The 23,000-nt window shown below is 72.7% G+C and carries 19 protein-coding genes and 1 tRNA gene; 16 read left to right on the top strand and 4 right to left on the bottom strand.

Going from position 1 to position 23,000, the window contains the following annotated elements:
- The first annotated feature begins 97 nt into the window (after positions 1–97).
- From moaC to ABTY56_RS16795, 7 genes are all read left to right on the top strand, one after another.
- A complete protein-coding gene (moaC, locus tag ABTY56_RS16825; protein WP_350629603.1) occupies positions 98–538 on the top strand; it encodes a cyclic pyranopterin monophosphate synthase MoaC in 441 nt (146 codons plus the stop codon).
- On the top strand, positions 535–1,068 hold the full coding sequence (locus ABTY56_RS16820; RefSeq protein WP_350629553.1) for a MogA/MoaB family molybdenum cofactor biosynthesis protein: 534 nt from the start codon (positions 535–537) through the stop codon (positions 1,066–1,068). The genes moaC and ABTY56_RS16820 overlap by 4 nt, the downstream gene beginning before the upstream one ends.
- Positions 1,065–1,691, top strand: a complete 627-nt coding sequence (locus ABTY56_RS16815; protein WP_350629602.1) for a GNAT family N-acetyltransferase — start codon at positions 1,065–1,067, stop codon at positions 1,689–1,691. The genes ABTY56_RS16820 and ABTY56_RS16815 overlap by 4 nt, the downstream gene beginning before the upstream one ends.
- Before the next feature lie 149 nt (positions 1,692–1,840).
- Positions 1,841–2,845, top strand: coding sequence for a divisome protein SepX/GlpR (gene sepX, locus ABTY56_RS16810; RefSeq protein ID WP_350629552.1), 1,005 nt, complete (start codon positions 1,841–1,843; stop codon positions 2,843–2,845).
- Between the two features lie 81 nt (positions 2,846–2,926).
- Positions 2,927–3,000 (top strand) — tRNA-Ala (locus ABTY56_RS16805).
- A 351-nt stretch (positions 3,001–3,351) separates the two neighbouring features.
- A complete protein-coding gene (locus ABTY56_RS16800; protein ID WP_350629551.1) occupies positions 3,352–4,554 on the top strand; it encodes a glycosyltransferase 87 family protein in 1,203 nt (400 codons plus the stop codon).
- 58 nt (positions 4,555–4,612) lie between these two features.
- Positions 4,613–6,232: a DUF2079 domain-containing protein gene (locus ABTY56_RS16795; RefSeq protein WP_350629550.1), complete on the top strand. Its 1,620-nt coding sequence runs from the start codon at positions 4,613–4,615 to the stop codon at positions 6,230–6,232.
- A gap of 91 nt (positions 6,233–6,323) precedes the next feature.
- On the opposite strand, the gene ABTY56_RS16790 is transcribed toward ABTY56_RS16795, so the two are convergent.
- Positions 6,324–7,187: a peptidase gene (locus ABTY56_RS16790; protein ID WP_350629549.1), complete on the bottom strand. Its 864-nt coding sequence runs from the start codon at positions 7,185–7,187 to the stop codon at positions 6,324–6,326.
- A gap of 2 nt (positions 7,188–7,189) precedes the next feature.
- The gene (locus ABTY56_RS16785; RefSeq protein ID WP_502893137.1) at positions 7,190–8,521 is read right to left on the bottom strand and encodes a VWA domain-containing protein; all 1,332 of its coding nucleotides are present in this window, start codon (positions 8,519–8,521) and stop codon (positions 7,190–7,192) included.
- Positions 8,522–9,082: 561 nt separating this feature from the next.
- Between ABTY56_RS16785 and ABTY56_RS16780 the strand changes: the two genes are divergently transcribed.
- Together ABTY56_RS16780 and ABTY56_RS16775 are read left to right on the top strand one after the other, a co-directional pair.
- Complete coding sequence (locus tag ABTY56_RS16780; RefSeq protein WP_350629547.1) at positions 9,083–10,585, top strand: amino acid permease; 1,503 nt, start codon at positions 9,083–9,085, stop codon at positions 10,583–10,585.
- Positions 10,586–10,713: 128 nt separating this feature from the next.
- Positions 10,714–12,123 carry a glycosyltransferase 87 family protein gene (locus ABTY56_RS16775; RefSeq protein WP_350629546.1) on the top strand — a complete coding sequence of 470 codons (1,410 nt, stop codon included), beginning with the start codon at positions 10,714–10,716 and terminating at the stop codon, positions 12,121–12,123.
- Positions 12,124–12,154: 31 nt separating this feature from the next.
- Here the strand turns inward: ABTY56_RS16775 and ABTY56_RS16770 are convergent, their stop codons facing one another.
- Both ABTY56_RS16770 and ABTY56_RS16765 read right to left on the bottom strand, forming a co-directional pair.
- A complete protein-coding gene (locus tag ABTY56_RS16770; protein ID WP_350629545.1) occupies positions 12,155–13,915 on the bottom strand; it encodes a penicillin-binding transpeptidase domain-containing protein in 1,761 nt (586 codons plus the stop codon).
- Positions 13,916–14,131: 216 nt separating this feature from the next.
- Positions 14,132–15,928: a dolichyl-phosphate-mannose--protein mannosyltransferase gene (locus ABTY56_RS16765; RefSeq protein WP_350629544.1), complete on the bottom strand. Its 1,797-nt coding sequence runs from the start codon at positions 15,926–15,928 to the stop codon at positions 14,132–14,134.
- A 105-nt stretch (positions 15,929–16,033) separates the two neighbouring features.
- Between ABTY56_RS16765 and rsmI the strand changes: the two genes are divergently transcribed.
- The 7 genes from rsmI (at position 16,034) to ABTY56_RS16730 (ending at position 22,829) form a co-directional block, all read left to right on the top strand.
- Positions 16,034–16,897: a 16S rRNA (cytidine(1402)-2'-O)-methyltransferase gene (gene rsmI, locus ABTY56_RS16760; protein WP_350629543.1), complete on the top strand. Its 864-nt coding sequence runs from the start codon at positions 16,034–16,036 to the stop codon at positions 16,895–16,897.
- A 241-nt stretch (positions 16,898–17,138) separates the two neighbouring features.
- Entirely contained in the window at positions 17,139–17,564 is a 426-nt protein-coding gene (locus ABTY56_RS16755; protein ID WP_350629542.1) for a hypothetical protein, read from the top strand.
- Between the two features lie 84 nt (positions 17,565–17,648).
- A complete protein-coding gene (gene metG / locus ABTY56_RS16750) occupies positions 17,649–19,271 on the top strand; it encodes a methionine--tRNA ligase (protein WP_350629541.1) in 1,623 nt (540 codons plus the stop codon).
- 1 nt (position 19,272) lies between these two features.
- Positions 19,273–20,151 carry a TatD family hydrolase gene (locus ABTY56_RS16745; RefSeq protein WP_350629540.1) on the top strand — a complete coding sequence of 293 codons (879 nt, stop codon included), beginning with the start codon at positions 19,273–19,275 and terminating at the stop codon, positions 20,149–20,151.
- 167 nt (positions 20,152–20,318) lie between these two features.
- Complete coding sequence (locus tag ABTY56_RS16740; protein WP_350629539.1) at positions 20,319–20,942, top strand: Uma2 family endonuclease; 624 nt, start codon at positions 20,319–20,321, stop codon at positions 20,940–20,942.
- Between the two features lie 82 nt (positions 20,943–21,024).
- Positions 21,025–21,912: a 16S rRNA (adenine(1518)-N(6)/adenine(1519)-N(6))-dimethyltransferase RsmA gene (gene rsmA / locus ABTY56_RS16735; RefSeq protein ID WP_350629538.1), complete on the top strand. Its 888-nt coding sequence runs from the start codon at positions 21,025–21,027 to the stop codon at positions 21,910–21,912.
- Positions 21,909–22,829, top strand: a complete 921-nt coding sequence (locus tag ABTY56_RS16730) for a 4-(cytidine 5'-diphospho)-2-C-methyl-D-erythritol kinase (protein WP_350629537.1) — start codon at positions 21,909–21,911, stop codon at positions 22,827–22,829. The genes rsmA and ABTY56_RS16730 overlap by 4 nt, the downstream gene beginning before the upstream one ends.
- The last annotated feature ends 171 nt before the right edge of the window (positions 22,830–23,000 follow it).

Raw genomic sequence — 23,000 nt, 5'->3', positions numbered from 1 at the left:
GCGCGGTACTTCGACCTGCGCGCCCCTGGAGCCACCCGTGACGACACCTCCCCCCGGCGACCGCCTCACCCACGTCGACGACCAGGGCGCGGCCCGCATGGTCGACGTCTCCGAGAAGGCCACCACCGCGCGCACCGCCGTCGCGGCCGGACGGGTGCGGGTCTCCCCGAAGGTGGTCGAGCTGCTGCGCGGCGAGGGCGTGCCCAAGGGCGACGCCCTCGCGGTGGCCCGGATCGCCGGGATCATGGGCGCCAAGAAGACCCCGGACCTCGTTCCGCTCTGCCACCCGATCGCCGTCTCCGGCGTCAAGGTCGACCTCGCCGTCGCGGACGACGCGGTGGAGATCACCGCCACCGTGAGGACCGCCGACCGCACCGGCGTCGAGATGGAGGCGCTGACCGCCGTCGCGGTGGCCGGGCTGACCGTGATCGACATGGTCAAGGCCGTGGACAAGGGCGCCACCATCGAGTCCGTCCGGGTGCTCAGCAAGACCGGCGGCAAGAGCGGCGACTGGTTCGCGCCGGAGGTGGACGCATGACGGCGCCGGCCGGGAGGGCGCTGGCCGTGACCGTCTCCAACCGGGCCTCGGCCGGGGTCTACGAGGACAAGGGCGGCCCGCTGCTGGTGGCCGGCCTGACCGCGATGGGCTTCACCGCCGACGGCCCCCGGGTCGTCCCGGACGGGGAGCCGGTGGAGGCCGTGCTGCGCGAGGCCGTCGCGGCCGGCTACGACGTCGTGCTGACCACCGGCGGCACTGGCATCTCGCCGATGGACCTCACCCCCGAGATGACCGCCCGGGTGATCGACCGGCAGATCCCCGGCATCGCCGAGGCCATCCGTGCGTACGGCCGCGAGAAGGTGCCCACCTCGGCGCTCTCCCGGGGGCTCGCCGGGCTCGCCGGACGTACCCTGATCGTCAACCTGCCGGGCTCGACCGGCGGTGTCAGGGACGGCCTGGCCGTCCTGGAGCCGCTGCTCGCCCACGCCGTCGACCAGCTCCGCGGCGGGGACCACCCCCGGCCCGACGCCCCGGCACCCGGGGCTCCAGCATCCAGGAGAGGGCACTGAACGCCGGCTGGCCGGTAGAACTCCACGAGGGGGAGGTCGCGCTGCGCCCGATCCGGGCCCGCGACCAGCGCGACTGGCAGGAGGTGAGCCGCCGCAACCGGGACTGGCTGCGGCGGTGGGAGGCCACCGTGCCGCCCGGCCCGGCCGGCCAGGCCGCCGGGCCCCGCCCGACCTACCGGCAGATGGTCCGCTTCCTGCGCGGCGAGGCCTCGGCCGGCCGGATGCTGCCCTTCGTCGTGCTCTACAAGGGCGAGCTGGTGGGCCAGTTGACCGTCGGCGGGATCACCTGGGGCTCGATGTGCTCGGCGAACATCGGGTACTGGGTCGACGAGGCGGTGGCCGGCCGCGGCATCATCCCGGCCGCCGTGGCGCTTTCGGTGAACTACTGCTTCCACACGCTCGGGCTGCACCGGATCGAGGTCTGCATCCGTCCGGAGAACGGCCCGAGTCGGCGCGTGGTGGAAAAGCTCGGCTTCCGCTCGGAGGGAATCCGCCCGCGCTATCTCCACATCGACGGCGACTGGCGCGACCACCTGGTCTACGCGCTCACCGACGAGGAGGTTCCGGAGGGGATGCTGGAGCGCTGGCGCACACTCAGCTCCGGACACCGGCCAAGTAATTGAATATATGTTCGAAAGAAATATCGATATGGCATCGGCCCGGTGGCGGACCGTCACAAATGCCGGCAAAATAGTCGGAGAATCAGCTTGATCACACGACACGCCGGGCCAAATTGCTGCCAGGCCTTCCCGGCGCCCGTACGGTGTGAATCGTGAGCAGTAGCGGCCTTATCTACGCCGTCATCGTAGGGGCCTGGGCCGCCTATCTGGTGCCGATGTGGCTCCGCAGGCAGGACGAACTCAACGAGGCGCGCCCGACGGAACGCTTCAGCACCGCCATCCGCCTGCTGGCCGGGCGTTCGGCGCTGGAGCGGCGGGCAGCCCGGGCCCTGGGCGACGAACCGCGTGACGACGAGCACAGCAACGACGGCCCTCCCGGACGGGACGGGGCCGCCACCGGCGACCCCGCGGCGCGGGAGCCCGAACCCCCGGTGGAGCGGCCGGCCGAACGGCCCGCCCCGGCGCTGCAGGTCGGGGTCGAACGCCGGGCGCGGCTGCTGGCCCGCCGGCGCCGGATGGTCACCGGCCTCTTCCTCTGCTTCGCGCTCGGCGCGGTGGTCGCGGCGGTGGCCGGACTGGCCTTCCTCTGGGTCCCGGCCGTTCCCGCGGTCCTCCTCACCCTGTACATCGGCCACCTGCGCAAGCTGGAGCGCCAGCGGTACGAGGTGAAGCTCGACCGCGTCCGGGCGGCCCAGGCGGCCGAGCGGCTGCGCAAGCGCGAGCAGCAGCGCGTCCCGGCCCCGTCGGCCGCCGCGGCCCCGGCCGGGGTGCCCGAGGGGGCGGAGCCGGCCCAGGCCGCGCCCGCCGAGGAGCGCGCCGCGCGCCGACCGCACCTGCGGCTGGCCGTCGACCCGGAGGAGGTCACCGTCCTGGTGCCGTCCGCCTCCGCGGTGGCCGAGGCGACCGAGCACGAGGAGTGGGTCGACGGCATGCGCGAGCGCGGTGCGGCCGGCCCGGACTCCTGGGAGCCGGTGCCCGTCCCGCTGCCGACCTACGTCACCGCGCCGGTCGCCCCCCGGGTCTCCCGGGGCCTCGACCTGTCGGCCCCCGGCACCTGGACGGCGGGCCGCCCCGCCGAGTCCCGCAGCACCCCGCTCTTCGACCAGTACGCCGAGCCGCAGGCCCCCGAGTCCCGCCCCCGCGCGGCCAACGAATGACCCGGGCCACCCCCTGACCGGCGCCGCGTCCGGGGGGTGGTCACGGACCCCCTCCGAAAGGTGCTAGAGTTTCTTCTCGTTGGGGCTGTGGCGCAGTCCGGTAGCGCACCTCGTTCGCATCGAGGGGGTCAGGGGTTCGAATCCCCTCAGCTCCACCCAACTGATCGGCTCCGGCCGGTCGACCGAATCCCGCCGGGAGGCAACTCCCGGCGGGATTTCGCGTTTTGTGGCGCAGGGGTGGTCCCACACCGGCCCGACGGCCCGCTGTGGTCGGGATCACAACGCCTTCCGGGGGCGGTTTCTGACGCGGTTTGGGTCTCAGGGGGGTCGGTTATGGTGGGTTGGCCCAGACGCTGACGACGGAACGATCTGGTCTATCTCAACGGGGTGCCATCGCGGTGCGCGAGTTCGGTCTGACACGGTGGGCGCGGCAGTCCGGCCCGGACGAATCCGGCGGCACCCCGGAAACCGGAAGATCGAATTCCTGGACCCTCGCGGCGACCTGCGTGGCCGCGGTGTCACTGGCGGTGTTCGCCTGCTTCCGGCACGCCCACGGGGCCACCATGGTCGACATGCTGGTCTACCGGGCCGAGGGCCAGGCCGTCGTCCGCGGCGAGGACCTGTACGCGATGCGGCTGCCCGGCTGGGACCTGCCGGCCACCTACCCGCCGTTCGCCGCGATGCTCTTCGTGCCGAGCACCTGGTTCGACGTGAGCACCCTGCGCGTGCTGGTGATGCTCCTCAACTACGGGCTGCTCGCCCTGGCGGTGCACCTGTCGCTGAAGCTGGCCGGGTGGGCGAAGCACAACCGCCCCGCCGTGGTGATCCTGGCGACCGGCCTGGGCATCTGGCTGGAGCCGGTGTTCACCACCTTCCAGTACGGCCAGGTCAACCTGGGCATCCTCTGCCTGGTGCTGTGGGACCTGACCCGCTCGGACCGCAACCGGTTCAAGGGCGTGGGCATCGGTCTGGCCACCGCCATCAAGATCACCCCGGGCCTGTTCGCGGTCTACCTCTTCCTGACCGGCCGGGTCCGGGCCGCCCTGGTCTCGGCCGGCACGTTCCTGGCGGCGGGCCTGATCGGCTGGGCCCTGCTGCCCGACGCCTCGTACGGGTTCTGGACCAGGTACCTCTGGGACCCGAGCCGGGTCGGCGTGACCGTCCTGGTGGACAACCAGTCCCTGCGCGGCGCCGTCTGCCGGCTGCTCGACGTCAACGACCCGGGCCTGGTCGGCCTGGCCGCCTCCGCGCTGGTCGGCGCCTTCGGACTCGGGGTGGCCGTGCTGGCCGGGCGCTCGGCGCGGGTGCTGCGCCGGGCCGACGCCTGGGGCGGGGTCTGCACCGCGTTCACCGCCCTGCTGGTCTCGCCGATCAGCTGGACCCACCACTGGGTCTGGTGCATCCCGCTGATCGCCCTGCTGGTGGTCGAGGCCCGGACGAGGGCGCGACAGGTCCTGCTCGGCGTGACCCTCCTCGTCTTCCTCTCCCACGTCATGTGGACGGTGCCGCACCGGTGGGGCCGCGGGGTCGCCTGGTACTGGCAACTGCCCGGCGCGCTCTACGCGCCGATCGGGATCACCGTCCTGGTCGTCCTCGGAGTGCGGCTGTACCGCGCCCGGTGGCAGGCCGTGGACGCCACCGGCGGCGGAGCCCGGGCGCTGCCGGCCACCGAGCCGGACCGCGATCCCGCGCTGACGAACCGGACCTGACGGACCGGACCCGACCAACCGGACCCGACGGACCCAGACCGGACGGATCAGACCTGACGTGACCACCCAGACCGCACCCCCGTCGCCGCCCGCCGCCGCGCCGGCCGCCCGGAACGCGGCCGCGGCCCTCCTGCACGGCCCGGCCCGGCGTACCGCGCTGCTCACCGCGCTCTGCTTCGCGGTGATGTGCGCCGTCGGCCTGCAGGGCTGGACGTCGGTGTCGCTCGGCGGCTTCGACCTCGGCATCTTCGACCAGGGCGTACGCGGCTACGCCCACTTCGGGCTGCCCGTCTCCACGCTGAAGAGCTACCACCACGAGTTCCCGCCCGGCTTCTCGCTGCTGGGCGACCACTTCTCGCCGGTCCTGGCGCTGCTCGCGCCGCTGTACTGGATCTGGGACGACCCGCGCTCGCTCATCATCGGGCAGTCGCTGCTGTTCGCGGCCGGCGTGCCGCTGATCCGGCGGATCGCCGTGCACGCCTTCGCCGCCGCCCGGCCGCGCACCGCCCGGCGGGCCGCCGACCTGGCCGGGTCGGCCTACGCGCTCGGCTGGCCGCTGCTGGTCGCCGCCCGGGTCGGGTTCCACGAGGTCGCCTTCGCGGTGCCGCTGACCCTGCTGATGCTGGAGCGCGGCCTGGCCCGCCGGTACGGCACGGTGGTGCTCGCCGCCGTCCTGCTGTGCTGCACCAAGGAGGACCTCGGCCTGATGGTCGGGGCGTACGGGCTGGTGCTGCTGCTGCGCACCCGCCGCACCGGGGACCGGGCGGGCCGCTTCACCGGCCTCGGGCTGCTGTTGGGCGGCCCGGTCGCCTCGGCGGTCGCGATCACGTGGCTGATCCCGGCGATGGGCGGGGAGCCGGGCTACTACTGGAACTACGCGGCGCTCGGCACGGACGGCGGGGACGCGCTGCGCCACCTGCTGCACAACCCGTTCCTGCTGGTGCAGACCGCCTTCGACCAGCCGCTCAAGCCGCTGCTGCTGCTCTGGCTGTTCGGTACGACGCTCCTGCTGCCGCTGCGCTCGGCCACCGTGCTGTGCGCGGTGCCGCTGCTGGCCGAGCGGATCCTGTCCAGCAACCCCAACCACTGGTCGATCGCCCGGCACTACGACTCGATGCTCTGGCCGATCCTGCTCACCGCCGCCGTCGAGGTGCTGGGCCGGCTGAGCAGCACCGAGCGGCCCGAGCGGACCGTCCGGCGGGCGCGACTGCTGGGGCTCGGCGCGGCCGGCATCGCGCTGGTGGCCGCCGTGCCGATCGGGCTGGTCCAACTGGCGGTGCCGTCCTCCTGGGAGGCCAAGCCGAGCGAGGCCGCGCTGGTGCGGGCGGCGGCGCTGATCCCGGACGGGGCCTCGGTGGAGGCGGACAACCAGATCGCGCCGCGGCTGACCGCCCGTACGGACGTGGTGCTGGTGGACGGGACGCCGCGCGGGCGCGAGTACGTGCTCACCCGGTCGAACAAGCGCTCCTTCCCGTTCGCGACGGACACCGAGCAGGCCGCGCGGATCCGGCTGCTGCTGGACCACGGGTACAGGCAGCTCTGGGCCGAGGACGGGGTGGTGCTGCTGCACCGGGAGAGCGGCGAGCCGGTGCCCGGCGAGCACGTGCCGGGGCCGGACAGCAAGCCGGTCCAGGACGTCGTCCCGTCCGACGTGGGGCACGACCTCTTCCGGGGCTGACACCGTGGCTGACACCCGTTCCGGGGCCGGACACGGCCGAGGGCCGGTCGGAGGAGTTCTCCGGCCGGCCCTCGGGCTGTCGGGGCGCGGGTCAGGGGCGGTCGGCGTAGGAACCGCTCTGGTGCGAGCCCTGGGGCGGCACGGCGCCGTGGTGGCCCGGCCGCCGGCCGTGCGGGTGCCGGGTCAGGTTGTAGCCGAGGACGCCCGCCAGCGCGGCCAGGAAGCCGCCGCCGATCGTCCAGTACCAGCGGCTGTTCCAGCCGGAGAACCAGCCGGTGTACCAGTGCTCCTCCTCCGCGACCGGGGCGGCCGCCTTGGCGGTGCTCGCACCGCCGCCGGCCGGCGGGACCAGCGGGGCCTTCAGCTCCCCGCCCTCCGGCTGGGCGTTGTCGGAGTCGCCCTTGGCGGCGACGTGCAGCTGCACGGAGGACGCCAGGCCGAGGTCCGGCTGCGGGACGTCGCTGACCGACAGCCGCACGTAGTAGGTGCCGGGCAGCGGGTCGCCGGACCACGGCTCGGCCCAGGTGCGGACCTCGCGCAGGGTGCAGTTCAGCGCCACGGCGGTGGCGCTCTGGTCGGCGGTGGCGTTCTGGGTGCCGGCGGTGCAGGCCTGGCGGCGGCGCAGCCCGTCGAAGACCTCGACGGACCAGGTCTGCGGGCCGTGGCGGTCGGTCGCGGGGGCCAGGTTGACGGTCAGGTTGACCGTCGGGGTCTGGCCCTCGGAGGCGCCGAACGCCCAGTACAGGTAGTCGCCGGTGGAGGCGGCGACGTTGGCGTCCTGGCCGGGGGAGAGGTTGACCGCGGTCAGGAAGGACGTACCGGCCTTGGTGGCCGGGGCCGGGGCGCCGCTCGCGCTGGCCGAGGGGGACGGCGCGGCCGAGGCCGCGGGGGCGCCCAGGGCGAGGACGGGCAGCAGGGCGAGGGCGGCGAGGCCGCCGCGAATCGTCGTACGCATGGTCAGTTCTCCCGCCAGACGGCGATCCGCCAACGTGCGATCCAGCCGAACAGCAGGCCGAAGACCAGGCCGGCCAGGGTGAGGGTGAGCAGCAGGATCCAGCCGCGGCCGAGGCCCATCGCGGCGCCCTCGGGGGCGGGCGAGGAGGAGGCCAGGTCCACGGTCAGCTCCAGCGGCAGGCCGGGGTCGGCCTGCACGCCGGCCTGCGGGGCCAGCGAGTTGCTGACGACCAGGCAGACGGTGGTGGTCGGCTTCTCCTTCGAGGAGTCCGACGAGGCGGTCGGGCTCGCCGTGACATAGCCCTTGGAGTCGTCCGTGGACCAGCGCAGACCGGTGGAGATCACGTCGGTGCGGCTGCTGCCGGCGTCGGTGCCGCGGACCAGTTCCTGACCGGTCGCGCTGGTGGCCTGCAGCAGGACGCCGTAGTCCCGGGCCACCGGGCGGTCGAGTGCGACGCTGACGGAGGCGCGCAGCTCCTGGCCGGCCTTGACCGGGACCTTGTAGACGCGGTGCTCGGAGAACTTCTCCCGGTCGGTGTAGACGCCCGGGGCGAGCACCGGGGCGCTCTCGCACTTGTCGGTGCCGGCGGTCTTGACCGGGGTCACCGTGTAGGTGTCGTTGGAGCGGTCGACCAGCTGCTTCACCTTGTCGGTGAGCTGCTGCGGGGTGCGGACGTCGGTGTAGGTGCCGCCGGTCGCGTTGGCGATGCAGAGCAGCTGCTGGCGGGTCTTGTCGTCGTGGGCCAGGCCGAGGGTGTCGACCACCAGGTGGATGCCCTGGGAGGCGAGTTCGCGGGCGACGTCACAGGGGTCGGGCGGGGTGCAGGTGTCCTCGCCGTCGGTGATCAGCACCACCCGGCGGGTGGTCTCGCCCTTGCCGAGGTCCTGGGCGGCGCCGCGCAGGGCCAGGCCGATCGGGGTGAACCCGGTGGGCCGCAGGGTGGCGACGGCGGTCTTGGCCTCGACCTTGTCGGTCTTCCCGACCGGGAAGAGCTGCTTGGTGTCCTGGCAGCCGAGGTTCTTGTCGTTGCCGGGGTAGGTCGCGCCCAGGGTGCGGATGCCGAACTCGGTCTCCGCGGGCAGCGCGTCGATCACCTCGTTCAGCGACTGCTGGGCCACCGAGATGCGGCTCTTGCCCTGGATGTCGGTGGCGGTCATGGAGCCGCTGACGTCCAGGACGAGGTCGACCCGGGGGGCCTCCTTGGGGGCGGGGGCGGCGCCGGCTGATGGTTCGTCGGCGTGGGCGGGCAGGCCGAGGAGCAGCGAGGCGCCCGTTATCGCCAGGGCGGCCAGCAGGCTGCCGAGCCTGGTCTGTGGTCGTCGTCCGGTAGTCACCCGGCCGATCCTAGGGATCATCAGTTCGCCGTGGCGAAACGAGTCCGGACCGTGCGTCGGCCCACCCCCGGGTGAACTCCGGCGCGTGGGCGGCGAATCGGTGCGCGCAGGGGCTTCGTCCGCGCGCGGTCGATCAGGCCGCCGGGGGGCCGGGAGCTTCCGGCAGCGGCGGACGCACCGCGACGAGGAGGACGAGGAGTCCGTGCACGTGCGGGGTGCTCGTCAGGGGGATGAACCGGCGCGCGGGGCGGCGCGCCGGTGCCCTGGCCGCGCCGATCGCCCGCTCGGTGCTGCGGGCGGTGCTCGTCGGATGACCCCCGTCACGGCCCTGAGCTGCTGCTTAGCTGCTCGCCGGCAGATGCGCCGTTTGCGAAGTGTCCGGTTTGTACATCGATATGTGCCGATTTGGACAATGCGCGTACCCGGACTGTTCGTTTGCGACACTGGTGCTTTCGCCAGGTACTGTCCCATCTTTGTTCGGTTGGTCCCCAATGACACCCATCGGTGGTGTCGGGTGGCCGGCTGCTAGGACACCCTCCCCCGCCTAGAAGGACCGCAGTTTTGGCCAGCAACACCCTTGGTGCGCGTCTGCTGCGACGCAAGCCCGTCTCGACACTGATCGCGGAGAGCGAGGGGCGCGACGCCCTTCCGGCCGGCGCGCCCGAGGAGGGCGGTCGCTCCGGCATCCACCTGCGCCGCTCGATCGGCCTCTGGCAGCTGTCCTCGATCGGCATCGGTGCCACCATCGGCACCGGCATCTTCTTCGTGCTGAACACCGCGGTGCCCTCCGCCGGTCCGGCCGTCATCCTGTCCTTCGTGATCGCCGCGGTCACCGCCGGACTCACCGCGCTCTGCTACGCCGAGATGGCCTCCGCGATCCCGGTCTCCGGCTCCTCGTACTCCTACGCCTACGCCACCCTCGGCGAGGGCGTGGCCTTCGGCGTCGGCATCTGCCTGCTGATGGAGTACGGCGTCTCCGCCTCCGCGATCGCCGTCAGCTGGGCCGAGTACCTGAACAAGTTCCTCGACCTGGCCTTCGGGTTCAAGATCCCCGAGCAGCTCGCCGGCGCGCCGGACAGCACCCACTGGTTCAACCTGCCGGCGCTGCTGCTGGTCGCCATGGTCTGCGTCCTGCTGATCCGCGGCGTCAGCGAGTCGGTCAAGGTCAACGCGGCCATGGTCGCGATCAAGATCCTCATCCTGCTGCTGTTCATCGGCGTCGCCTTCACCGGCTTCAAGTCCGGCAACCTGACCCCGTTCATGCCTCTCGGCATCGGCGGCGTGCAGGTCGCCGCGTCCAGCATCTTCTTCTCCTTCATCGGCCTGGACGCCGTGTCCACCGCCGGTGAGGAGGTCAAGAACCCGCGCCGCACCCTGCCGCTGGCGATCATCATCTCGCTGGTCGTGGTGACCCTGCTCTACATTCTGGTCGCGCTGGCCGGCATCGGCGCCCAGCCCTGGGCCAAGTTCGACGGCCAGGAGGCCGGTCTCGCCCAGATCCTCCAGGACATCACCGGTCAGAGCTGGCCCGCGATGGTCTTCGCGATCGGCGCGATCCTCTCGATCTTCAGCATCACCCTCGTGGTGATCTACGGCCAGACCCGCATCCTGTACTCGATGGGCCGCGACGGCATGCTGCCCAAGCGCTTCGCCCAGCTCTCCCCGCGCACCGGCACCCCGGTCTGGAACACCATCGTGGTGGGCCTCGGCGTGGGCGCGCTGGCCGCGTTCATCCCGCTGAACGTCCTGGCCGACATCACCAGCCTCGGGACGCTCATCGCCTTCTCGGTGGTCTCGATCGGCGTGATCGTGCTGCGCCGCACCCAGCCCGACCTGCCGCGCGGTTTCAAGGTGCCCGGCTACCCGGTCGTCCCGCTGGTCAGCGTCGGCTTCTGCATCTACCTGATCACCGGCCTGCACGCCGACACCTTCCGGGCCGGCGCGATCGCCCTCGCCGTCGCCGTGGTCGTGTACTTCGGCTACAGCATCAAGCACTCGCGCCTGGAGCAGGCCGAGGGGCAGGCCGAGGAACACGCCGTTCCGGCCGACCAGACCGCCCGCTGACCCGCAGGCGAATCCGACGTGAAGGGCCGCCGACCGACAGGACACCCGGCGGCCCTTTTCGTGCCATCACCCGCTCAGTGCCCAACGCCATGGCGACAGGGCCGGGCCCACACCCATAACCTTCCACCATGGTGAGCACCCGCACGCCCGGCTACTCCCGCCCGCGCGGCCGCTTCACCGGCCGCCGCAGAACGCCGGCGCAGACCTTCCTGACCGAGACGTCGTCCAGACCCGGACGACCGCCGAGAGGCTTCTCGGTCCGGCCGTTCCCCCGCCAGCGTGGCGAAAGCACCTTTCCGCCCACGCCCGATCGGCTGAATCCCGCCAGACTCGCCTCGCTGAGGTCCGTCCAACTCCTCGGCTGCCTGATCGCCGCCGGCTGGGCCGCCGCCTTCCCGCTGGTCTCCGACCTGGCCAACCAGCGGCTGTGGGGCCTGATCGCGGCCCCCGCCTACGCCCTGGCCGGGCTGCTCTGCCTGACCCTGCCGCGGCGCTTCGCGGCTCATGCGGCCGCCGCGGTCGCCCTCGTCGGCGCCGTCCTCGTACCGCTCGGACTGCTCGCCCTGCACGGCCGCCACCAGTCCGAGGTCATGGTGGTCGAACGCTCGGCCCACCTGCTGCTCACCACCGGCGACGCCTACCTGCCCCACCCGGTGGTGGTCACCGACTACAACCCGTACCTGCCGGCGATGGCCCTGTTCGGGCTGCCGCGCCAAGTGCTCGGCGACTCCACCGCCTTCGCCAGGGTCGCCGGGGACGCCCGGATCTGGTTCGCACTGACCTTCTTCGCCTGCCTGCTGGCCGCCTGGCGGCTGCTGCGGCCCTCCAGGGACCGCGCGCCGCTGCTGCCGCTGGCCGTCCTCACCGCCTCGCCGCTGATAGCGCTCGCCCTGGTGGTCGGCGGGGTGGACCTCCCGCTGATCGGCGTCTGCTGCCTGGCCATGGCGCTCGCCGAGCGCGACCGCACCGTCGGCGCCGGGCTGGTACTCGCCCTCGCCTGCACCCTGAAGTGGACGGCCTGGCCCGCGCTGCCGGTCGCCGTCCTGCTGCTCTGGCGGCTGTACGGCCGCCGCCCCGCCGCCCGGACCGCGCTGATCGGGGTCGGGGTGAGCACGGCGGTGATCCTGCCGTCCGTCCTGGCCCAGGCGGACGCGCTGCGCGAGCAGGTGGTGCGCTTCCCGCTCGGGATGACCGCGATCCGCACCCCGGCGGGCAGCCCGCTGCCCGGCAAGGTGCTGGCCGGCTTCGGGCCGACCGGGCACACCATCTCGCTGGCCCTGATGACCGTGGCCCTGATCGGGGTGGCGATCTGGCTGCTGGCCCGGCCCCCGGTCTCCGCGATCGCCGCGGCCGACCTGCTGGCCGCCGGGCTGGCCATCGCCTTCATGCTCGCCCCGGCCGGGCGGTTCGGGTACCTGGCGCTGCCGGTGGTGCTGATGATCTGGCCCCGGCTGGCGGCCCGGCGCTGGAGCAGCCGGCGCCCCGCTCCGCCCGGCCGGGTGCCGGAGACGCCGGAGCCCGCCCTGCCGCGGAGCTGAGCGGGGCGGGGCGGGCTCGGGGCGGAGGCCGTCAGCGGCCGGCGGCGGCCTTCAGGAGGGAGGCCACCGCCGGGCCGGCCGCGTCGACGCCGTGGCCGCCGCCCTGGACCTCGGCGGCCACCGCGATGTTGCCGCGGAAGGCGGTGAACCAGCTGTTGGTGGTGGACGCGCCCTGGACCTCGGCGGAGCCGGTCTTGGCACCCGCGTTGTCGGTGATCCCGGCCATCACCTGGCTGGCCGTGCCGCCGACGGCGGTGGCGTTCATCATCGCGCGCAGCTTGCCGGCGACGTCCGGCGAGATCTGGCGGGCCGCCGCCTGCTGCGGCATACCGGCCACCAGGATCGGCTGCTTGAACGCCCCGCTCTGAACGGTGGCGGTGATCGAGGCGATGGCCAGCGGGTTCATCTGGACCTTGCCCTGGCCGATGTAGTTCATGGCCTGCTCGTCCTTGCTGCCCGGCGTCGGCGGGACCTTGCCGTCGGCGTTCGGCAGACCGGTCTTCCACTCCAGGCCGATGCCGAACACGTCCTTGGCCGTGGCGGACAGCGTCTCCGGCTTGAGGCTGGTCAGACCCTGGTTGATGAAGGCGGTGTTGCAGGACACCATGAAGTCCTGCTGGAGCGTGTTGTTCGGGAAGGCGCCCGGGAAGTCGTTGGGGATCGGGACCGAGTTGCTGCTCTTCTCCGGGCAGGCCACCACGGTGTCCGGGTTGATCCCGGCCTCCAGCAGCGCGGCCGAGGTGACGATCTTCATCGTCGAGCCCGGCGCGAGCAGCCCGGTGAAGGCCCGGTTCTGGCCGTTGGCGGGCGAGTTGGCGAAGGCCAGCACCTGACCGGTGCTCGGCTCGATGGCCACGATGGAGCCGGGCTTGCCGCCCAGGTCGGTCATCGCCTTCTCGGCGGCGGCCTGGACGGTGTTGTCGATGGTCACCTTGAACGGCTTGCCGGGCTTCGGCTCGACGATGGTGAACAGCTTGTCCGCGGCGGCCTTGCCGGCCGGATCGTTGATCACCACGGCCTTGCCGGAGTCCTGGTCCCTGGTCGGGTCCGGCGGGAGCAGCTTCTGGGCGTTCTCCTGCACGGTGTTCATCAGCGCCGGGGTGAGCGAGGCCCCCTGCAGCGGCTTGCCGGTGCGGTCCACCACGGTGGACGGCGGGGCGAAGACCTGCTGGACGGCGATGGTCTCGTTGCCGGACAGGTGCGGGTGGATCACCGACGGCGCCCAGTGCACGGCCGGGGTGTTGTCGCTCATCTTCACGACGCCCAGGAAGCCCTGGTAGTCCCAGGCCCGGTTGGTGCCCTCGAACTCGGCGCGGGCCTTGAAGCTCATCAGCGTGCCGGTGGGCCCGGGAGCGGCGGTGGCGGACGGCGAGTCGGTGGCGCCCGGGGTGCTGCCGGCCGACGGCGTCGCGGAGGCCCCGGCGGCGGGCTTGGCCGGGGCCGGGGTGCCGGTGGCGGCGGTGAAGACCTGCTGGGTGGTCGGACCGGTCGGGGTGAGGGTCAGTGCGCTCGGCTTCACCTGGTCCCGGAAGGCGGTCAGCGCGGTGGTGGCCGTGGCCGGGTCGTCGGTCAGCGAGGCCGCCTTGGCGATGTCTCCGGCCGCCCAGGCCGCCAGGAAGTCCTTCGCGCCGGCCGTCGCCTGATCGGCAGAGGGCGGTTCGGCGACCACCGTGCGGGCCTTGGCGCCGCCGGAGTCCGAGCCGCCCATCAGGCTGTACGCGGCGTAACCGCCGCCCGCGAGGACGACGATGGACACGCCGGTGATGATGCCGATCTTCGCGCCACTGCGCATGGTGCAGTTCCCCCAGGGGTCTCGCGGCCGGGCGCAACCGGCCGGGGCCGGAAACGCGTTACGCCCCCACCCTAGGCAGGCGGATTCGGTGCGCCGACGAAACGCCCGGGACTTGTGACGGATCTGGTACGTGTCGTGCACCGCATACGGACGATTCGGGGGGACACGGTGTGCGCCGGAACGCGGGGCGGGCCGTCCGGGGCCGGAGCCCGGTCCTCAGATCCAGCTGTTGAACCAGATCCGGCGGCGCCAGTCGTCCAGCGGGATGGTCTGGCCGGTGAACAGCGGGAAGAAGAACAGGAAGTTCCAGACGATCAGCAGCACCAGCAGGCCGGCCGTCGCGGAGCCGATGATCCGGCGGTCCCGGGAGGCGCCGGGCGGGCCGATCAGGGCGCCGATCAGCATCGTCACCGCGAGCACCAGGAACGGGACGAACACCACCGCGTAGAAGAGGAAGATCGTCCGCTGCTGGTAGGCGAACCACGGCAGGTAGCCCGCGGCCAGGCCGCACAGCAGCGCGCCGGCCCGCCAGTCCCGCCGGAACGCCCAGCGCCACAGGCAGTAGACCAGGGCCACCAGGGCCGTCCACCACAGCAGCGGGGTGCCGATGCCCAGCACCTCGCGGGCGCAGTCGGCGACGGTGCAGCCGGCCTGGCCCTGCTTGGCGGACTCGTAGTAGAAGGAGACCGGCCGGCCCAGCACCAGCCAGGACCAGGGGTTGGACTGGTAGGTGTGCGGGTCGCTCAGATGGGTGTGGAACTCGTAGACCGTCGAGTGGTAGTGCCACAGGGCGCGCAGGCCCTCGGGTATCCACGGGTAGTCGGTGGAGCGCCCGACCGCCCAGTCCCGGCCCCAGCCGCCCTTCCCGGGGGCGTTGCTGCTGGCGAACCAGCCCCACCAGGACGCGACGTAGACCGACAGCGAGACCACGACGACCGAGAAGAAGGCCGGCACCACGTCCCGGGCCAGCACCGCCCGGAAGGGGCGCGGGGCGCCGGCCAGGCGGCGGGCGCCGACGTCCCAGAGCACGGTCATCAGGCCGAAGGCCGCCATCACGTACAGGCCGCTCCACTTGGTGGCGCAGGTCAGGCCGATGCAGACGCCGGCCGCGATCCGGTACGGGCGCCAGCCCAGGCCCACCCGCTGGGCGAGTTCGGCGTTCTCGATCCCGCCCAGCTTCGAGGCCAGCAGGGCCCGGGTCCGGTCGCGGTCCAGTAGCAGGAAGCCGAAGGCGGCGACGATCCAGAACATCACCACCAGGTCGAGCAGCGCGGCCCGGCTGAGGACCAGGTGCAGGCCGTCCACCGAGAGCAGCAGGCCGGCCACGCAGCCCAGCAGGGTCGAGCGGAACATCCGGCGGGCGATCCGGGCCAGCATCAGCACCGACAGGGTGCCGAGCAGGGCCACCGCGAAGCGCCAGCCGAAGGGGTTCATGCCGAACAGCTGCTCGCCGAAGCCGATGATCCACTTGCCCACCGGTGGGTGGACCACGTACGAGGCCGTCTCCCGGTACGGGACGGCCGCGCCCGGCGTCATGATCGTCGTGTTGGCGTCCTCGGGCCAGCTGATCTCGTAGCCGCCGTGCCAGAGCGCGTACGCGTCCTTGGCGTAGTACGTCTCGTCGAAGATGATCGCGTGCGGCCGGCCGAGGTCGGTGAACCGCAGGATCCCGGCGAACACCGCCACCGCGACCGGGCCCAGCCAGCCGGACCAGCGGCACAGGAAGTACCAGAGGCCCTGCGGCAGCGAGACGCCCAGCCGCAGCAGCAGCGGCGACTGCGGCACGTCGCGCGGGGTCACCCCGGGACCGTCCGGCATCGGCGGCACCAGGCGCTCGGCCAGCGGCGCCGTCGGACGGGCGCGGTAGCCGTGGCCGGCCAGCCGCTCGCGCCAGGTGGGCGCCGCGGGGGCGGCGGCGGTGGACTCCGCCGCGCGCGGGGACGGCAGGCCGACGCCGCCCCACGCGGAGTGGTCCGTACCGGTGGGCGTCTGGGCCGCCGTGTCGCCGTTCATCCGCCACATCGTAGGGGCGCTCCTCGTACGGGTGTCCGCTCCCTCGGAAGCTGCCCGAATCATCACCAAACGCCCCGCGCGGCGGCAGCTGGAAGGATGGGGGGCGTGACAGGAGTTTTGGTTCTCGCAGGCACCCCCATCGGCGACGTCTCGGACGCCCCGCCCCGACTGGTCGAGGAACTGGCCACGGCGGACGTCATCGCGGCCGAGGACACCCGTCGGCTGCGCCGGCTCACCCAGGCGCTCGGGGTGACCCCGGCCGGCCGGGTCGTCTCGTACTTCGAGGGCAACGAGGTCGGCCGCACCCCCGAACTCGTCGAGGCGCTGCTGGGCGGCGCCCGGGTGCTGCTGGTCACCGATGCCGGCATGCCCTCGGTCTCCGACCCCGGCTACCGGCTGGTCGCCGCGGCCGTCGAGGCGGACGTCAAGGTCACCGCGGTGCCCGGACCGTCCGCGGTGCTCACCGCGCTCGCGCTGTCCGGCCTGCCGGTCGACCGCTTCACCTTCGAGGGCTTCCTGCCGCGCAAGACCGGCGACCGGGCCCGGCAGCTCGCCTCGATCGCCGCCGAGCCGCGCACCATGGTCTTCTTCGAGGCGCCGCACCGGATCGCCGAGGCGCTGGCCGCGATGGCCGAGGCGTTCGGGCCGCAGCGCCCGGCCGCCGTCTGCCGCGAGCTCACCAAGACCTACGAGGAGGTCAAGCGCGGGCCGATCGGCGAGCTGGCGACCTGGGCGGCCGACGGCGTCAAGGGCGAGATCACCGTCGTCGTGGCGGGCGCCCCGCCGGCCGCGCCGCAGGAGCTGACCCCGGCCGAGCTGGCCCGGCTGGTGGCCGTGCGCGAGGAGGCGGGGGAGCGGCGCAAGGAGGCCATCGCGGCGGTCGCGGTCGAGCTCTCGCTGCCCAAGCGGGAGGTGTTCGACGCCGTCGTGGCGGCCAAGAAGGAGGGCCTGGACCCGGGCCTGAAATAGGGGTGAAATCCGGGGGTTGCGTTGCGCACGGGTAGTCGTACCTTGGAGGGAAGGCCCCGGTAAACACCCGTTGAGCTGAAGCTTCGGTCGCGGTTTTCGGTCCTGGGGAGGCCCTTCGTATAGGGCTCCCCAATCCGCATCCAAGTCTTCACAAGTGGGGCGTCGGCCGAGGTGGTCCGGGCATTTCCTGGAATGGAAAGACCCAGCCGGGCGAGCGCCCGGCGGGCGCTGGGAGACGGCTATGAGCGAGACGATCGGTAGCCCCCACAGTGGCAGCGCATTGAGCACCGCGGGCCTGGCCGGCCGCGGGCACACTCCCGTCGAGACCGTACGGGAGGCCTACTCCTTCGCGTGCCTGCGCTGCGGGTACGGCTGGGAGCAGGCGTACGACATCGAGCACCACGTGTCCAAGGAGGGGCACGTCGTGTTCGAGTACCACGCCAACGGTGTCCGGGTGCCGTCTCCGCTGCTCAAGCCGACCTGCCCCGGGTGCGGTGGCCACACCGTCCGGATCATGCGCGAGGGCCGGGTGACCTCCGCCGACCAGTCCTGGCACCACGCCCCCGGTTTCTCGGCGCACGCCGAGCCGGCCGGGCCGCCCCCGGCGCCCGGGCCCGCCAAGCCGCGCGGACGCTGGGCCCGGTTCTGGTCGCGGCTGCTGGGCTGACGACGCAGGGCGGGGACGGACCGCCCCCGACCGGGACGGAACTCGGTCGAGGGCGGTCCGCCCGCCCGACTAAGCTTTCCGACCATGGCGGCCACTGCAGACCACAGCACCACCGGGGCGAGCGCCCCGGCGTACTACGTTTCCACCCCGATCTACTACGTCAACGATCGCCCGCACCTGGGCCACGCGTACACCACCGTGGCGGGCGACGTCCTCACCCGCTGGCACCGCCAGCGCGGCGAGAAGGTGTGGTACCTGACCGGCACCGACGAGCACGGTCAGAAGATCATGCGGACCGCCGAGGCGAACGGCGTCAGCCCGCAGGAGTGGTGCGACAAGCTGGTCGAGGAGGCCTGGAAGCCGCTCTGGGAGCACCTGGAGATCGCCAACGACGACTTCATCCGCACCACCCAGCAGCGCCACACCGACCGCGTGCAGGAGTTCGTCCAGGACCTGTACGACAAGGGCGAGATCTACAAGGGCGGTTACTCCGGCCCGTACTGCGTCGGCTGCGAGGAGTACAAGCTCCCCAACGAGCTGCTCGACGGCGCCACCGAGGGCGAGAAGCTCTGCCCGATCCACAAGAAGCCGGTGGAGTGGCTGGAGGAGGAGAACTACTTCTTCCGGCTGTCGGCCTACGGCGAGAAGCTGCTGGAGTTCTACGCCGCGAACCCCGGCTTCATCGCCCCCGAGTCCGCCCGCAACGAGGTGCTGCGGTTCGTCGAGCAGGGCCTCCAGGACCTCTCGATCTCCCGCTCCACGTTCAACTGGGGCGTGCCGCTGCCCTGGGACGAGAAGCACGTCCTCTACGTGTGGGTCGACGCGCTGCAGAACTACATCACCGCAGCCGGCTACGGCAGCGACCCGGAGCGCTTCGCCGAGCTGTGGCCGGCCTCCGTCCACCTGGTCGGCAAGGACATCCTCCGCTTCCACGCCGTCATCTGGCCCGCCATGCTGATGGCGGCCGGCCTGCCGCTGCCCAAGCGGGTCGTGGCCAACGGCTGGCTGATGGTCGGCGGCGAGAAGATGTCCAAGTCCAACCTGACCGGCATCGCGCCCACCGACCTGACCTCGCACTTCGGCGTCGACGCGTACCGCTACTACTTCCTGCGGGCGATCCCGTTCGGCACGGACGGCTCGTTCTCCTGGGAGGACTTCACCGCCCGCTACACCTCCGAGCTCGCCAACGACTTCGGCAACCTGGCCTCCCGGGTCGCCGCGATGGTCGGCAAGTACTTCGACGGGGTGCTGCCCGCCGCCACCGCGCCCGGCGACGCCGAGCAGGCCGTCGCCGACGGGCTGGCCAAGGCCGTCGGGACGGCCGACCGGAAGATCGGCGAGGAGCTGGACTTCGCCGGCGGTCTGGCGGCGATCTTCGAGTTCGTCAAGCAGGTCAACGGCTACATCACCGAGCAGGAGCCCTGGAAGGTCGCCAAGGACGACTCGGAGGAGGGCCGGGCGCGCCTCGCGACCATCCTCTACACCGCCGCCGAGTCGCTGCGCGCCACCGCCGTCCTGCTCAACCCGGTGATGCCGTCCACCGCCGAGAAGCTGTGGGCCTCGCTGGGCGCCGACGCCGCCGGGCTGGGCGCGCTGTCCGCGCAGACCATCGCCACCGTGGCCGACTGGGGCCGGCTGCCCGCCGGTGCCACCGTCACCAAGGGCGAGATCCTCTTCCCGCGCCTCGAAGAGAAGCCGGCCGCCTGACATGGCCGCCAAGGACGACGACCGGTCGACTCCGCCGCCGCTGCCGGAACCCCTGGCGGTGGCGGTGGCCGACTCGCACACCCACCTCGACATGCAGTCCGGCACCCCGGCCGAAGGCCTGGCCCGCGCCGCCTCCGTCGGGGTCACCACGGTGGTCCAGGTGGGCTGCGACGTACCCGGTTCGCGCTGGGCCGCCGAGCTGGCGGGTCAGTACGAGCAGGTGCACGCGGCCGTCGCCCTGCACCCGAACGAGGCGCCGCGGATCTTCCTCGGCGATGCGGACGGCTGGTCCGGCCAGCAGCGCAAGGCCGGCGGCGCCGCCGCCCTGGACGAGGCGCTCGCCGAGATCGACCGGCTCGCCGCCCTGCCGCAGGTGCTGGCGGTCGGCGAGACCGGGCTGGACTACTTCCGCACCGGGCCGGAGGGCGTGGAGATCCAGAAGGAGTCGTTCCGCCGCCACATCGAGATGGCCAAGCGGCACGGCAAGGCCCTGGTCATCCACGACCGGGACGCCCACGAGGACGTCATCGCCGTCCTGCTGGAGGAAGGCGCCCCGGAGCGGACCGTCTTCCACTGCTACTCCGGCGACGCCGAGATGGCCAAGACCTGCGCCGAGCACGGCTGGTACCTGTCCTTCGCGGGGCCGGTCACCTTCAAGGCCAACCAGCCGCTGCGGGACGCGCTGCTCGCCACCCCGCTCGACCGGATCCTGGTCGAGACCGACGCCCCCTTCCTCACCCCGCACCCCTACCGGGGCCGGCCCAACGCCCCGTACCTGATACCGGTCACGGTGCGGTCGATGGCCGCCACCCTGGGGCTGCACGAGGACGAGCTGTCGGCGGCCATCGCGGAGAACACGGCGAGAGCCTTCGGGTACTGAGCCCGGTCGTGGTGCGCGTGCGGTCGCGCGCGGTTGTGGTCGCGCGCGGTTGCGGTCGAGTGCTCGGGGCGCGGGCTCCGGGCGCTCGGCCGAGGCCCGCGATCGAACGGATTCCTGGTTCCGCAGGAACGATTCGGCACACCCGGCCACTCCCTACGCTGGTTAGCATGAGTGCAGTGAGGGAGGTGGCAATGACCGCCGAGCCGATCAACGAACCCGTCGACGATCACCTCGACTGGATGCACGCGCTGTCCCGGGACTGGACGTACGAGCAGGTCAAGAACCTCGACCTGCCGTTCGATTGGGATCTGGTGGACGGAGTCATCGTGGTCCGGGGGCAGACGAATCAGTGGCACGACCAGGTGCGCGACCGGTTGTTCGTCGCACTTCTCGGTGCGAGGGTCTCGCCCTGCGCAGCGAACGTCGAGCGTTGCGTCCTGCTGGACGAGGCCAACACGGCCAAGCCGGACGTCGTGGTGTTCGACAAGACCGGCCTGGACGTCTTCGAGCTGGAGTGCCTCCCGCCGGAGGCCGTGGTGCTCGCGGTCGAGGTCGTCTCGCACGGCACCCGGGCGAACGACCGGTTCCGCAAACCCGGCCAGTACGCCGAGAAGAAGATCGCTTCCTACTGGCGGGTCGAGCGCGGCCTCGACGACCTCCCGATCGTCCACGAGTTCCACCGGGACGAGGAGAAGGGCGTCTACCTGCCCGTCGCGCAGCACGAGGGCGTGCTCCGGACCTCGGTGCCGTACCCCGTGGAAATCGACCTCGCGGCCCTGGTCGAACTCTGAGCCCCGGTCGAACTACGAGCCCCGGCCGAACCCCGCGCCCCGGTCGAACCCCGCGCCCCGCCCGCGCCCGTATCCTTGGCGCGTGAGCACCACCGACCCCACCCCTGACAGCCACCTGCTGGGCGCCGCCGACATCCGGGAGCTGGCAGCCGCGTTCGGCGTCAAGCCGACCAAGCAGCGCGGGCAGAACTTCGTCATCGACGGCAACACCGTGCGGCGCATCGTCCGGGCCGCCGAGGTGACCGAGCAGGACGCGGTGGTGGAGGTCGGGCCGGGGCTCGGCTCGCTGACCCTCGCGCTGCTGGAGGTCGCGCGGCACGTGACCGCGGTCGAGATCGACCCGGTGCTCGCCCAGCACCTGCCGAACACCGTCGCCGCCCGGATGCCCGGCAAGGCGGACGCCTTCGACCTGGTGTTCAGCGACGCCATGGAGGTCACCGAGCTGCCCGGGCCGGCGCCCACCGCGCTCGTCGCCAACCTCCCGTACAACGTGGCCGTGCCCGTCCTGCTGCACATGCTGGCGACCTTCCCCAGCATCGAGCGGACCCTGGTGATGGTGCAGAGCGAGGTCGCCGACCGGCTCGCCGCCAAGCCGGGCAACAAGGTGTACGGCGTCCCGTCGGTCAAGGCCAACTGGTACGCCGACGTGAAGCGGGCCGGCGCCATCGGGCGCAACGTCTTCTGGCCCGCCCCCAACGTCGACTCCGGGCTGGTCTCGCTGATCCGCCGCGAGCCGCCCGAGACCAGCGCCAGCCGCCAGGAGGTGTTCGCGGTGGTCGACGCCGCGTTCGCCCAGCGCCGCAAGACCCTGCGCGCCGCCCTGGCCGGCTGGGCCGGCTCCGCCGCCGGGGCCGAGCAGGCGCTCGCCGCCGCCGGAATCGACCACAAGCTGCGCGGCGAGATGCTGACCGTGGAGCAGTTCGCCGCGATCGCCGAGCACAAGCCCCGGAAGGACGAGGACAGCGAGTGATCACCGTACGGGTGCCGGCCAAGGTCAACGTCCAGCTGGGGGTCGGCGGGCTGCGCGCCGACGGCTTCCACGACCTGACCAACGTCTTCTTCGCCGTCGCCCTCGGCGACGAGGTCACCGCCACCCCGGGGGAGGGCGTCACCCTGACCTGCTCCGGGCCTGACGCCGCCGTCGTCCCGCTCGACGACAGCAACCTCGCCGCCCGCGCCGCCCGGCTGCTCGCCGCCCACCACGGCATCGCCGATCCGGGCGTGCACCTGCACATCGCCAAGGCCATCCCGGTGGCCGGCGGCATGGCCGGCGGCAGCGCCGACGGTGCGGCGGCGCTGGTCGCCTGCGACGCGCTGTGGCAACTGGACACCCCGTTCGAGACCCTGCTGGAGCTGGCCGCGGAGCTGGGATCGGACGTGCCGTTCGCCCTGCTCGGAGGGGTCGCGCTGGGCCGCGGCCGGGGCGAGATCCTGGAGCCGCTGGCCGTCGAGGGCACCTACCACTGGGTCTTCGCCGTCGCCGACGGCGGCCTGTCCACCCCCGCCGTCTTCCGTGAGTGCGACCGGCTCCGGGAAGAAGCCGGCACCGGCTCCAGCGACACCGACGTCCGCACCCCCGACGCCGACCCGGCCCTGCTCGCCGCACTCGCCGAAGGCGACGCCGTCGCCCTGGCCGACGTGCTCGCCAACGACCTCCAGAGCGCCGCGCTCTCGCTGCGCCCCTCGCTCGCGGACACCCTGCGGGCCGGCACCGAAGCGGGCGCCCTCGGGGCGCTGGTCTCCGGCTCCGGGCCGACCTGCGCCTTCCTCGCCAAGGACGCCGACGCGGCCGCCGCCGTCGCCGCGGCACTTCGGGCCTCCGGCACCTGCCGGACGGCGCACGCGACGTACGGGCCGGTGCCGGGGGCCGCGCTGCTCCCGGAGTAGCGTGTGGGCGGCACGGGGCCGTGCTGCTCCTGGAGTAGCGTGCGGGCGGCGCGGGGCCCGTGCCGTGGGCGGAGCAGCGCGGTGAGGGTGCCGCTGCGAGCCCATTAGGCTGGGGAGATCGGGGTGTCCCCGATTCAGGGGCGGCGGGCCGCCCCGCGACCGCCGAACCCA

The sequence above is a fragment of the Kitasatospora sp. NPDC097691 genome (assembly GCF_040302665.1).
Taxonomy (GTDB): domain Bacteria; phylum Actinomycetota; class Actinomycetes; order Streptomycetales; family Streptomycetaceae; genus Kitasatospora.
The sequence above is the reverse complement of the archived record's forward strand: the minus strand, read 5'-3'. Positions and strand labels throughout refer to the sequence as shown.